Origin of the sequence: Microbacterium horticulturae, assembly GCF_029094505.1 — a bacterium.
Taxonomy (GTDB): Bacteria; Actinomycetota; Actinomycetes; order Actinomycetales; family Microbacteriaceae; genus Microbacterium; species Microbacterium horticulturae.
Map to the genome: position 1 here is coordinate 3,379,429 of NZ_CP119108.1, position 12,994 is coordinate 3,392,422.

At 70.1% G+C, this 12,994-nt stretch carries 11 protein-coding genes; 2 read left to right on the forward strand and 9 right to left on the reverse strand.

Annotation, left to right across the window (positions count from 1 at the left end):
• The first annotated feature begins 38 nt into the window (after positions 1–38).
• Both PU630_RS16045 and PU630_RS16050 read left to right on the forward strand, forming a co-directional pair.
• Entirely contained in the window at positions 39–542 is a 504-nt protein-coding gene (locus tag PU630_RS16045) for an SRPBCC family protein (RefSeq protein ID WP_275278060.1), read from the forward strand.
• Between the two features lie 2 nt (positions 543–544).
• Complete coding sequence (locus PU630_RS16050) at positions 545–2,014, forward strand: phytoene desaturase family protein (RefSeq protein WP_275280124.1); 1,470 nt, start codon at positions 545–547, stop codon at positions 2,012–2,014.
• Between the two features lie 53 nt (positions 2,015–2,067).
• Here PU630_RS16050 and efeB read toward each other — a convergent pair whose 3' ends face one another.
• From efeB to PU630_RS16095, 9 genes are all read right to left on the reverse strand, one after another.
• Entirely contained in the window at positions 2,068–3,372 is a 1,305-nt protein-coding gene (efeB, locus tag PU630_RS16055) for an iron uptake transporter deferrochelatase/peroxidase subunit (protein WP_275278061.1), read from the reverse strand.
• The gene (gene efeO, locus PU630_RS16060) at positions 3,369–4,595 is read right to left on the reverse strand and encodes an iron uptake system protein EfeO (RefSeq protein ID WP_275278062.1); all 1,227 of its coding nucleotides are present in this window, start codon (positions 4,593–4,595) and stop codon (positions 3,369–3,371) included. Before efeO ends, efeB begins: the two co-directional genes overlap by 4 nt.
• The gene (efeU, locus tag PU630_RS16065) at positions 4,582–6,153 is read right to left on the reverse strand and encodes an iron uptake transporter permease EfeU (protein ID WP_275278063.1); all 1,572 of its coding nucleotides are present in this window, start codon (positions 6,151–6,153) and stop codon (positions 4,582–4,584) included. Before efeU ends, efeO begins: the two co-directional genes overlap by 14 nt.
• 107 nt (positions 6,154–6,260) lie before the next feature.
• Positions 6,261–7,124: a metal ABC transporter permease gene (locus tag PU630_RS16070; RefSeq protein WP_275278064.1), complete on the reverse strand. Its 864-nt coding sequence runs from the start codon at positions 7,122–7,124 to the stop codon at positions 6,261–6,263.
• Positions 7,121–7,942, reverse strand: a complete 822-nt coding sequence (locus tag PU630_RS16075) for a metal ABC transporter ATP-binding protein (protein ID WP_275278065.1) — start codon at positions 7,940–7,942, stop codon at positions 7,121–7,123. Before PU630_RS16075 ends, PU630_RS16070 begins: the two co-directional genes overlap by 4 nt.
• Before the next feature lie 134 nt (positions 7,943–8,076).
• On the reverse strand, positions 8,077–9,036 hold the full coding sequence (locus PU630_RS16080; protein ID WP_343075847.1) for a metal ABC transporter solute-binding protein, Zn/Mn family: 960 nt from the start codon (positions 9,034–9,036) through the stop codon (positions 8,077–8,079).
• A 303-nt stretch (positions 9,037–9,339) separates the two neighbouring features.
• Positions 9,340–10,707, reverse strand: a complete 1,368-nt coding sequence (locus PU630_RS16085; RefSeq protein ID WP_275278066.1) for a dihydrolipoamide acetyltransferase family protein — start codon at positions 10,705–10,707, stop codon at positions 9,340–9,342.
• Between the two features lie 139 nt (positions 10,708–10,846).
• Positions 10,847–11,848, reverse strand: coding sequence for an alpha-ketoacid dehydrogenase subunit beta (locus tag PU630_RS16090; RefSeq protein ID WP_275278067.1), 1,002 nt, complete (start codon positions 11,846–11,848; stop codon positions 10,847–10,849).
• On the reverse strand, positions 11,845–12,993 hold the full coding sequence (locus PU630_RS16095; RefSeq protein WP_275278068.1) for a thiamine pyrophosphate-dependent dehydrogenase E1 component subunit alpha: 1,149 nt from the start codon (positions 12,991–12,993) through the stop codon (positions 11,845–11,847). The genes PU630_RS16090 and PU630_RS16095 overlap by 4 nt, the downstream gene beginning before the upstream one ends.
• Position 12,994: the final 1 nt, after the last annotated feature.

A 12,994-nucleotide genomic window follows, 5' to 3' on the forward strand; every position in this document is an offset into this window, starting at 1 on the left:
CGATCGAGGTCGGCGAAGAGCAGCGGAGGAGACACGAGATGTCCCGCAATGCGAAGGTGATGCACTGCACACCGGAGGACGTGTTCGACGTGCTGGCCGACGGCTGGCTGTATCCGTCGTGGGTGGTCGGGGCGTCCCGAATGCGCGACGTCGACGAGGGCTGGCCGCGGACCGGCGCGCGCCTGCACCACTCCTTCGGGGTGTGGCCGATGCTCATCGACGACGAGACCGTGGCGGAGGAATTCGCGCCTCCGCGGGCCATGGTGATGGCCGCGACGGGCTGGCCGCTCGGCGAGGCTCGTGTCACGCTGCACGTCAAACCCCGCGGATCCCAAACGATCGTGCGCATACAGGAGGAGGCGATCGCGGGACCCGTGAGATTGGTGCCGCGCCCGGCCATGGACATCCTGCTGCGATGGCGCAACGCCGAAACGCTGCGCCGGCTCGCCTTCCTCGCCGAGGGACGCGCTGCACGGCGTACCGGTGAGCCGGTGATGCCCTCCGCGATCCCCGCCGACGAATCGGAGTTGCCCGCATCGTGAGCATGCATCATGGTGACGTCGGCCTGGACGCGATCGTCGTGGGCGCCGGGCCCAACGGTCTCGCCGCTGCCGTGACGCTCGCGCGAGCAGGTCTGCGTGTGCGCGTGTACGAGCGCGCGAACCAGGCCGGCGGCGGCGCCAGCACGCGCGATCTGACGCTGCCGGGGTTCCATCATGACGTGTGCTCCGCGGTGCACCCCATGGCATTCGAGTCGCGGTTCTTCCGGGAGTTCGGGCTGGCGGACCGGGTCGAGTTCGTCACACCGGAAGTGTCGTTCGCGCAGCCGCTCGACGGTGGGCGGGCCGCGCTCGCGTACCGGGATCTCGCGCGCACCCGCGCCGGGCTGGGTGCGGACGGACCCGCGTACGACCGGTTGATGCGGCCGCTGGCCGAGCGATCGGCCGAGGTCGCAGACTTCACGGGGTCGTCGCTGCTGCGCATCCCCCGCAACCCGCTCACCGCCGTCGCGTTCGGGCTCCGCGCGCTCGAGCAGGGCACGCCGGCGTGGGGCATCCGTTTCCGCGAGGACCGCGCGCCAGCCCTGCTCACCGGGGTCGCCGCACACACGATCCTGGCGCAGCCGAGCATCGCCGGCGCCGGCGCCGGACTCGCTCTCACCGCCTTCGCGCATGCGCGCGGCTGGCCGATCCCCGTCGGAGGCAGTCAGGCGATCTCGGATGCCATGGTCGACGACCTGCGTGCGCACGGTGGAGAGCTCGTGCTCGAGCACGAGGTCTCGTCGCTCGCCGAGCTGCCGCCGTCGACCGTCAGACTGCTGGATGTGACGCCGAAGGCGCTGATCCGCCTGGCCGGGGCTTCTATGCCCGATCGGTACCGGCGGTCGCTGGCGGCGTTCCGCTACGGCGACGGCGTGGCGAAGGTCGACTTCGCCCTGAACGCTCCCGTACCCTGGACGAACCCCGACCTGCACCTCGCCGGTACGGTGCACGTCGGCGGCACGCGTGCCGAGATGGCGGATGCCGAGAATCAGGTGCAGCGGGGCAGCCATCCCGAGCATCCGTACGTCCTGGTCTCGCAACCGTCGCTGTTCGACCCCAGTCGCGCGCCGGCGGGGATGCACACCCTCTGGACCTATACGCACGTGCCCGCAGGCAGCGATGTCGATCGGCTGGAGGCCGTGATCGGGCAGATCGAGCGGTTCGCCCCGGGCTTCCGCGACACGATCGTCGCAACCAGCTCGCGCAGCGCGCACGAGGTCGAGGAGCACAACCCGAACTACCCGGGCGGGGACATCGCCGCGGGGGCACCCGACCTGCGGCAGCTCTTCCGCCGCCCCGTGCTCAGCCCCGACCCGTGGCGCATGCCGATTTCGGGTGTGTATCTCGCCTCGGCATCCGCCTCGCCGGGACCGGGTGTGACCGGGATGCCCGGATGGCTCGCCGCGCTGAGTGCGCTGCGGCATGAGTTCGGCACGCGGACGCTGCCGGATCTGTCGCCGGTCGGCGTCTGACCGAGGGCGGGCGGTGCGCGTGCAACCCGGCGAAACGCGGGCGGCAGCGGCGCCTACGCGAACAGCGCCTCTCCGATGTATGAGCCTGTGGCGGGCGCCGGTGGCACCGCGAAGACCGCGGAACCCACATGCCCGATGTACTCGTTGAGGAGGTCGGACGCCCCGAGCCGGCGTTGCAGCCGCACGAAGTGCTCGGGGTCGTTCATGTATGTGAGGAACAAGAGCCCGGCGTCGAGCTGTCCGTACTGGTTGAGCCCGTCGGTGTAGTTGTACGGGCGCCGGAGGATCTTCACGCCGTCGTTGTTCTCGTGCGCAGCGAGCGCGATGTGAGACCGCAGGTCGATCTTCGTCTGGCCTGCGGCATCCCGCACCGCGAAATCGGGCGTGGTGTGCTCGGTGCCACCCGACAGGGGTGCGCCGTCGACCTTCATGCGGCCGAAGATCTTCTGCTGGTCGGCGACGTCGTCGGCGTCCCAGATTTCGATGTTCATCTGGATCTTGCGGGCGATCTGGTAGGTGCCGCCGGCCATCCACGCCTGGTCGTCGGAACCCGCCCACACCCACTTGTCGAAGTCCGCATCGGTCGACACGTTGCGCGTGCCGTCCTTGAACCCGAACAGATTGCGCGGCGTCGTCTGGTGCGGACCGGCCGACGCACGCCCGAAGCCGAGCACCGTCCAGCGCACGGTCGCGGTGCCGCGGGCGATGCGGGCCAGATCGCGGATAGCGTGATACGCCACCTGCGGGTCGTCGGCGCATGCCTGCAGCGACAGGTCGCCACCCGTCAGGGCCGGGTCGAGCCGGTCGCTGGGCAGGGTGGGCAGCTCGGCGAGCTTGGCCGGACGGCGGCCGGCGAGCCCGAACCGGTCGCCGAAGACGCCGGGTCCGAGACCGACGGTGACGGTGAGGGATGCCGGACCCAGATCGAGGGCCTCGCCGGTGTCCTGTCCGGCACCGACGCCTCGCGACGGCGCGACAGCACCCACGGTCTTGCCCGCCTGCAGCTGCGCGATCGCCGCCGACCAGCGGGCCAGCAGCACCTGCAGGCTGCGGGCGACGGAGCCCGCGGCCAGGTCGAAGGTCATGAACACGCAGTAGCACTGCGGTGCCGTGGTGATGCCGGGCTGCGGCATCCCCTTATCCGTCACATAGAACGGATGGCTCTGCAGCAGGTCGACGGTCTCGTCGCTCGCGCGCGCGGCGGAGATGCCCTGCGCGCCGAGCACCCCGCCGACCCCGGCGACCATGCCCAGGCCTGCGGCGATTCCGCCGCCGAGCAGGGCGCGCCGCGAGACACCCCGGCCGGGTGCGGACCCGGCCGCACCGTCGGCCGCAGCACCGTCGCGGACGTCGGTCATGACGCCGCGGCCACCTTCTGCGCGATCTGCGAGAGAGGATCCTGCAGGGCCTGCACGGCCTGCGAGATCTCGTTGGCCGCGGCCTTCTTGGTCGCATCGTCGTAGGTGACGTAGCCGCCGAGCGCGTTAGCGTCGCGGTACTTGGCGAGCACCGTGTCGACGTGGGTGAACTGCGCCGTGATCTGGTCGGTCAGGTCGGCGTTGAGCTTCTTCAGGCCGGGCTCGAGGTAGGCGAACGCCTGGCGGGCACCCTCGACGTTCGACGCGAGATCGACGAGGTCGATGTGGCTGTAGGCCTCTTCTTCACCGCTGATCTTGTTCGACTGCACCTCTTCGAGAAGGCCGGCCGCGCCGTTGGCGAGGTCTTCGGGCTTGAAGGTCAGGTCTTTCGACAGCTCGCTGAGCGACGTGACATTCTCGGTCAGCTCGGCGGCGAGCTTCTTGGTGTCGTCGGTGATCTTGCCGTTCTTCCACAGGTCGCGCTCGATGGCGTGGAAGCCGTGCCAGCCGACCTCGGGGTCGAGGTTCGACGCGCGCATATCGATGAGGTAGTCGAGATTGCCGGCGTTGTCGGTCGGGTCGGCGCCGGGCTTGATGAAGCCCGACACATCGGACTCGATCTTCTCGTAGAACTGGCGCGTGCCCGCGTAGACGGTCTTCGCCTTGTCGAGATCGCCCGCGTCGATCGCGGCCTGCAGCTGCTTGGCGCCGTCGAGTAGGTCGGCGATGCGATCGGTGACGTAGCCGGCGTAGCCGGTGGCGCCGTCGGCGAGCAGCTCGGCGGTGTCGCCGGTGGCGGCCTTGGCCGCCTTGCCGGTGACAGTGAAGTCGGTGAGCTCCGTCGTCGCGCCGGGGCAGTAGAGCTGGTACGTGCCGCCGTCGAGGGTCACGGTGAACGAGACCGGCGCCAGGCCCGGGGCGAGGTTCTCCTTCTCGCCGACGATGCGCTGGTCCTGCAGCAGCTCGAACTCGATGATGCCGGTGGCCGACTCGTTCTTGACCGAGAAGGTGACCGGCCCGGCCTTGGCCGTCGTCGTGTCGGCCGTGCACTCGTCACCGTCGGAACCGGCCGACAGCGTCACGTTGACGGTCGACGGCGCACCGCTCGACGACGGGTCGGCGGCGGACGAGCTGCCGGAACAGCCGGCAAGGGTCAGCGCCGAGGCTGCGCCCAGAACGGCGGTCAGAGTGACGAGCCGCAAGCGGCGGTCAGTGGACGGCATACGACGTGCTCCTTCGATCGGACTCCGACGCGGTCGCGACGGGCTGGTTCGGCTCCTGCGCGGCAGCGCGGCGCAGGGCGCGCGTGTCGCGCCAGGCGCTCAGTGCCAGCAGAACGGCGGCGACGCCGAGCGCCAGCGGCAGCCACGCCCGCCACAGGGTGAGCTCGCCGGCGAGGGTGTCGCCGGCGGCGACAGCGTTCGCACGCGCGGTCGCCGTCGCCTGAGGAACCGACCACGTCGTCGTGTCCAAGGTCAAGGTGCGCGAGATCGCAAGACCCCCGCCGGTCAGGGTGAGTGTCTCGTGCACGACGCTCTTCGCGTCGACGAGGCCTTCGTGGGCGGTCCACACGGTGGTGGTGGATGCCGCGGTCCAGGCGGCATCGAACGGTCCGGGGTTCTGCAGTGCGTCGATTCCCACCGGCACGCGTCCGAACAGCTCGGTCAGGTCGTCGAGGGTGAGGCTCGCCGGGCGGGCGGCGGCCGCGGCATCCCCCTTCTGGGTCCACTCCGTGACGCGGGCGCCGCCCCGTTCGGTCGGCGTTCCGTCGTGGAACGTGACGGGGGTGGATGCCGCGCCCCCGGTCACCCGGAGGGTCGGGTTGTCGATGCCGGAGATCTCGACGGTGCCCGCGGGGGTCAGCCCTGCGCTCGTCGGCAGTGGTGCGGTGCCCGCCGGCACGGCGACGGCGAGCACGACGGCGGCAAGTCCCAGGGCTCCGGCGATCGAGAACTTGACGACGGGCAGCTTCGCAGCGGATGGGCGCCACGCCTGCGGCCAGAACGCTATGAGCAGCATCGGCACGAGGTACGCGAACCAGCCGAGCACCTCGATGACGCGCGGATCGGACGGGATGCCGAGAACCCCGGTGATGAGCGCCGAGCGGATCGATCCGATGGGCGCGAGCCACGACAGGTCGACGGTGTGCTGCTGGCCGATGGTGATCCAGCCGGCTTCGTGCGCGCGGCGCAGCGCGGTGAGCACGAGCCCCGCCGCGACGAAGATGAGGAAGATGCTCGAGATGCGGAAGAACTTGCCGAGGTTGAGCTTCACGCCCCCGGTGTAGAGGCCGTAGCCGACGAGGCAGGCAACGGCGATGCCGGCGAGGGCGCCGATGCCGGCGGCGACGACGCTCGTCGACGCCTGCAGCGTCGCGAGCAGGAAGACCGCGGTCTCGAAGCCCTCCTTGATGATGGCAAGGAACGCCATGCCCGCCAGCGCCCAGGCGGTGCCGCGGCCGAGTGCCTCGGTGGCCTCGGCCTCGATCTCGCGCTTGAGGCCGCGGGCGTTCTTGGCCATCCAGGCGATCATCGCGGTGACGAAGATGACCGCCACGACGCCGATGACAGCTTCGAGCCCTTCCTGCTGGGCCTGCGGCAACGCCTGCTCGAACGCCTGCAGTCCCACGCCGACGCCGACGCAGATGAGCACCGCGGCGAATACTCCGAGCCACATGGGCCGGCGCGAGATGCCGTTGCGCTTGAGGAACGCGGCGACGATGCTGACGACCAGAACGGCCTCGAGGCCTTCACGCAGGCCGATGACGAAGGTTGCGAGCACGAGCGGGATCCGGACTTCCGGTGAGGGACGGGGATGACGGTAAGGCTAACCTTACTCCTGGCTCGGCGTCCAGCGATCGCGGTTTGGTCGCGGAGCTCGCCGCCCCGCTACGCGGCGGACCGGGTCACGCGGTCGCGACCGGCGCCGATCCCGCGGCAGACCAGGTAGATCACGAACGAGATCGTCGTGATGTACGGGCTGACCGGCAGTTCGCCCATGACGGCGAGCAGAATGCCTCCGACCGCCGAGACGAATCCGAACACCGCAGCCAGCACCGGCACCGCGACGGGTCCGGCCGACACACGCATGGCAGCGGCGGCCGGCGTGACGACGAGCGCGAGCACGAGCAGCGCCCCGATGATGTGCACGGCGACAGCGACGACGAGCCCGAGCAGCAGCATGAATCCCAGCGAGATCCAGCGCACGGGAACACCGCGTGCCGCGGCGGCCTGCGGGTCGAGCGAATCGAACCGCAGCGGACGCCACATCAGCAGCAACCCCACCAGCACAACCGCGCTGATGAGAATGAGCCAGCCCAGTTGCGCGTTCTGTACGGTGACGATCTGCCCGGTGAGCAGACTGAACCGGTTGGCACTGCGTCCCTGATAGAGCGACAGGAAGAGGATGCCGAGGCCCAGCCCGAACGGCATGAGCACACCGATGATCGAGTTGCGCTCCCGCGCGCGAGCTCCGAGCAGGCCGATGACCGCTGCGGCGATGAGCGATCCGACGATCGAACCGGTGACGGCATCCACCCCCACCAGAAGGGCCGCGGCGGCACCGGCGAAGGAGAGCTCGCTGATGCCGTGCACGGCAAAAGCCATGTCGCGCTGCATCACGAACACGCCGATAAGGCCCCCGACGAGGCCCAGCACCGCGCCCGCCCACACCGAGTTCTGCACCAGGGCGAGGATCTCGCCGTAGTCGGCTGCGCCGCCGAACATGGCGTTCCAGATGTCCGCCCAGTTCATGCGTGCTCGTCCTCGTGGTGGTGATGGGTCTCTTCGGCGTCGGGCGCCCCGACGACCACGAGGCGTCCGCCCGCGTGGCGGACGAACACGTCGGCCCCGTACAGGTCGCTGAGCACATCGGCGCGCAGCACGTCGCGCGGACGGCCGAGCGAGAACCGCCCTTTCGCCAAGTAGAGGATGCGGTCGACCTTCTCGAGCACGGGGTTGATGTCGTGCGTGACCAGCAGCACGCCGGCACGATGGGTGCGCCGATGCCGGTCGATCATGCGGACGACCGCCTCCTGATTCGCCAGGTCGAGGCTGGTCAGCGGCTCGTCGGCCAGGAGCAGCTTGGGGTCGTCGGCGAGCGCCTGAGCGACGCGCAGGCGCTGCTGCTCGCCGCCTGACAGCAGACCGACCGGTCGGTCTGCGAACTCCGACGCCTCGGCGTCGGACAGCAGCGCGTCGACGCCCGCGCGTTCTCCGCGCCGAGGAAAGGGCAGCCCGAAGCGGTGCCCGTCGACCCCGAGCTGCACGAGATCGCGCGCCCGCATCGAGGTGTCACGCGGCAGCGGACGCTGCTGCGGGATGTACCCCACGCGCCGGTTGCCGGCGCGGTGCACCGTCTCGCCGAGAACCGTGATGCGCCCAGCGCTCAGCCGGTCGAGCCCCAGGATCGCCCGCAGCATCGTGGTCTTACCCGACCCCGAGGGCCCGAGAACGGCGATGAGCTCGCCCGGCTCGACGACGAGGTCGAGGCCTTCCCAGAGGGTGCGCGCACCGCGCCGCAGAGCGGCGTCCTCGATGACGAGGGGCGCAGCAGTCTGTTCGGATTCCACCAGTCCACCTTAGTGATAACGATTCTCAGGCGCCCACACCCGGGCTCGGGGCTCGCGGCTGCGGCGCCGATAGGGCAGGAGCACAGCCTCGTCGCGAACTTGCCGGGCGCAGCGGCGAGGCCGATCTGGGCGCCTCAGCGGCCGAGCGCGTCGCCCAGTTGCGTGACGTTGTCGGCCATCCAGGTCAGGTAGGTCTTTCCCTCGGGCAGCAGTTCGGAGAACTCAAGCACCGGGATTCCGGCATCCCCCGCCTCCTGCTGAACCCGCTCGGTCTCGGCACCGCCGGCCTGCGCATTGACGATCACGACGGCGACCTGCTTCGACGAGATGATCTTCAGAGCATCCAGAAGGGTCGAGGGTGCGACATCCTGCCCCTCCTCCACGGCCTCACTGAACGCTGACGGCGTCTTGTTGTCGAGCCCCGCGGCGTCGGTGAGATAGAGCGGCAGGGGCTCGGTGACGAACACGCCCGTGCCCTCGTGCGCGGCCTTCAGTTTCGCAAGAGCATCGGTGATGGGCTGGATGCCGTCGGCGAACGCCTTCGCGTTGGCCGTAAAGGCGCCGGCACCCGCGGGGTCGAGATCGCCGAGCGTGGTGGCGATCTTCTCGGCGAGCGTCGCCATCACGGCCGGGTCGTAGAAGACGTGCTCGTTGAACCCCTCGAGGTGATCGTGGTCGTGATCCGCGTCGTCATGGTGCGTCTCGAGATTGCCGTCGGCGGGGAACTCAGGCGACAGCTCCGCCGCGGTGATCACGGTCGCGTCGGTGCCCGACGCCTGCACGAGACCGTCCATGAACGGGTCGAAGCCGCCGCCGTTCTCGATGATGAGTCCGGCCTTCTTCACACGCAGCTGGTCGCGCGCGCTGGCCTCGAACTCGTGCGGGTCCTGCGCCGCGTTGTCGATGATCGACGTCACGTCGACGCGGTCGCCTCCCACGGCCTCGGCGATCGAGCCGTAGACATTGGTCGAGGCGACGACCTGCACCGCGCCGTCGGCGTCGGCAGTATCGCCGTCGGCCGTGCCGGAACATCCGGCGAGCACGGTAGCGGTGGCGGCAAGGAGAGCAGCGGCGAGATAGCGGGTCTTGATCACGGATCCACCCTAACCCGTAATGAGAATCATTATCAACTCGGGCGACGCTGTCCCCAGTTGCTGCGGGCCGCGGCATCCACCCCGCCCCGGCCCGAGCGACGCCCCGGAGCCCGCTCCCCCGCGTCCTCGAGCGCAGAATTGCCTGCGAGCTGCACACGGGCGCCGTCGACGTCACGTTGCCGGCACCGGAGCGCCGGGGCGCACTTGGGGCGCCGCCCGGCCGTATCGTCAACATGCTCGATCGCGCAATGCGGCCGTCTGCACGCCGAAAAGGCGCACCTGAGCATGTCGAAGCAACGGACCTCAGTCCAGCAGCAGAGCCGGCTCCTCGAGGATCGACGCCACGTCGGCGATGAAGCGGCTCATGCCGTCGCCGTCCACGACCCGGTGGTCGAACGAGCCCGCCACCGTGGTGACGTAGCGCGGCCGCACCTCGCCGTCAACCACCCACGGCTTCTGCCGGATCGTGCCCATCGCGACGATGCCGGCCTCGCCGGGGTTGATGATCGGCGTTCCGGCATCCATCCCGAACACGCCGATGTTGGTGATCGTGATCGTGCCGCCGTGCTGGTCGGCCGGGGTCGTCTTGCCGTCGCGCGCGGTCAGCGTGAGCTTCTCGAGCGCCCTGGCGAGCTCGCGCATGGACATGCCCTGCGCGTCTTTGATGTTCGGCACGAGCAGTCCGCGCGGAGTCGCTGCCGCGATGCCCAGGTTGACGTAGTGCCGCACCCGGATCTCGGCGCCGTCTTCGGCATCCACCCACGCGGCGTTGACCATCGGCGTGCGGCGCACGGCCCAGATGACCGCGCGCGCCATGATCAGCAGCGGCGACACCTTGACGTCGGCGAAGTCGGGCGAGGCCTTGAGCCGCTTGACGAGCTCCATCGTGCGCGTGGCGTCGACGTCGGTCCACACCGACACGTGCGGTGCACTGTACGCCGAGCCGACCATCGCGTTCGCGGTGGCCTTGCGCACGCCCTTGACCGGGATCGTCTCGACCCGGTGCTCGTCTTCGGCCGCGAGTCGCGACGGGGCGGTCGCCTGCACGGGAGCGACGGCGGATGCCGCCACGTCGGGCGCGACCGGAATCCGCTCCTCCCGCACCTCGGGCCACTCCGGCGTCGCGATGTTGCGGAACACGCTCGCCTGCGAGGCATGTCGCAGCACGTCGTCGCGGGTCACCTCGCCGGCGGTCCCGGTGGGCGTGACGGCCGACAGCTCGACGCCGAGGTCACGGGCGAGCTTGCGGATGGGCGGTTTGGCGGCGACGCCGACCGAGGCACGCACCGGCGCCTGCGCCGGCTTGCGGCGGCGCGAGGTGACCGGGCCGCCGGTGCCGTAGCCGACGAGCACCGACCCTTCCGACTCGGGGGCCGGTTCGGGCTCGCCGTGCTCACTCTGACCGACGGTGACGTCGGGGGTGGATGCCACACCCGTCGCGATCGTGATGATCGGGGTGCCGACCTCCACGGTCTTGCCCTCGGGCACGAGGATCTCGCCGACCGTCCCGCTGAACGGCGACGGCAGCTCGACGAGCGACTTGGCGGTCTCGATCTCGACGAGCACGTCGCCGTCGGCGACGTCGTCGCCGGGCGCGACGTGCCAGCTGACGATCTCGGCCTCGGTGAGGCCCTCGCCCACGTCGGGTAGGAGGAAGGTCTGGGGGCTCATGTCATTCCCTTCATCACCCCGCGCTATGACGGTGAGAGTACATCTGATGGACGAGAGTGTGGGTGATACCCGCTCCCTCGTCCGTCAGATGTACTCTCACGGATTGCGGGGGCGGGATGCTGCGCACGGTGTGCCGACGTCAGTAGGCGAGGACGCGGTCGACGGCCTCGAGGATGCGGTCGGGGTCGGGGAGGAACACGCCCTCGAGCTTGGCGGGCGGGAAGGGCACATCGAAGCCCGACACGCGCAGCACCGGGGCTTCCAGAGCGTAGAAGGCCTCCTGCATCACGGTGGCGGCGACCTCTCCGCCCAGGGACAGGAAGCCCGGGGCCTCCTGCGCGTAGACCATGCGGCCGGTGCGGCGGATCGAATCCAGCAGCGGACCGTAGTCGACCGGTGACAGCGAGCGCAGGTCGACGACCTCGCACGAGATGCCCTCGCCCTCGGCGAGTGCCGCGGACTGCAACAGCGTCGTCACCATGGCGCCGTGCCCGACGAGCGTCACGTCGGTACCGCGGCGCACGATGCGCGAGGCGTGCAGCGGCAGGGCCGGGGCTGTCGTGTCGACCTCGCCCTTGAGCCAGTACTTCGCCTTCGGCTCGAGGAAGATCACGGGGTCGTCGCTGGCGATGGCCTCCTGGATCATCCAGTAGGCGTCATTCGGGGTCGAGGGGGAGACGACCCGCAGGCCCGGCGTGTGCGCGAAGTAGGTCTCGGGACTCTCCTGGTGATGCTCGACCGCGCCGATGTGCCCGCCGTACGGGATGCGGATCACGACCGGCATCCGCAGCGCGCCCTCGTGCCGGTTGGTGATCTTGGCCAGCTGCGTGGTGATCTGGTCGAACGCCGGGAACACGAACCCGTCGAACTGGATCTCGACGACCGGCCGGAATCCGGCCATCGCCAGACCGATCGCGGTGCCGACGATGCCCGACTCGGCCAGCGGCGTGTCGAGCACGCGGCGCTCGCCGAACTCGGCTTGCAGCCCCTCGGTGACGCGGAACACGCCGCCGAGGCGGCCGATGTCCTCGCCCATCAGCAGCACGTGGTCGTTCTCGGCCATCGCGCGGCGCAGGCCGGCGTTCAGGGCCTTCGCGAAGGGGAGGTTCTCGACGTCCGGCCGGGCGTTCTCGCCACTCATCGCGCGCCCTCCTCGAAGGATGCCTCGTACTCGGCCAGCCACGCCTGCTCGCGCTCGACGAGGGGGTGGGGTTCGGAGTACACGTGGTCGAACATCGTGCTCACGGGGATGGCTCCGAGCGCCCGGGTGCGCTCACGCACGTCCGCCGCGCCGTCGGCTGCTTCGGCATCCACCCCCGCGAAGAACGCGTCGGACGCGCCCCGCCCGCGCAGGTACGCCTGCATGCGGATGATCGGATCGCGCCGTGCCCACGAGGCCTCTTCGTCGGAGGTGCGGTACTTCGTCGGATCGTCGCTCGTGGTGTGCGCGCCCATCCGGTACGTGACCGCTTCGATCGCACGGGGGCCGTCACCCGCGCGCGCCTCGTCGAGCGCGTGACGGGTCACGGCGAAGCTGGCGAGCACATCGTTGCCGTCGACGCGGAGGGACGGGATGCCGTAGCCCGCCCCGCGCTGGGCCAGCGGCACGCGCGCCTGGGTCGAGACCGGCACCGAGATCGCCCACTGGTTGTTCTGCAGGAAGAACACCTCGGGGGTCTGGTAGCTCGCCGCGAACACCAGGGCCTCGTGGACATCGCCCTGACTGGAGGCGCCGTCGCCGTAGTACGCGATCACCGCTTCATCGCGGTCGACGTCTCCGGTGCCGCACCTGCCGTCGAAGACCAGGCCCATGCCCAGCCCCGTGGCATGCAGGGTGTGCGAGCCGAGCACGAGCGTGTAGATGTGCGTGTTGCCGTTCTTGGGATCGTACGGATTCCACCCGCCGTGCGTCATGCCGCGCATGAGCCGGATGATGTCGATCGGATCCACACCACGGATCGTGCACACGACGTGCTCGCGGTACGAGGGGAACAGGTGGTCCTGCGCACGGGCGGCACGGGCCGAGCCGACCTGCGCGGCCTCCTGCCCGAAGCTCGGCGGCCACAGGGCGAGCTGCCCCTGACGCTGCAGGGTGGTCGCCTGCTGGTCGAACGCGCGCACCACGACCATGTCGCGGTAGAACTGCTCGAGATCGGTGTCGGCGAGCTTCTCGACGAGGTCGAGGTAGGGCTCGGCGGCCGGGCTGGGGGCGAAGGTGCCGTCCGCGTCGAGGATCCGGACCAGGTCCGGCTCGTCGCACGCCACGGTGTCGTCGGTCGGCGTCACC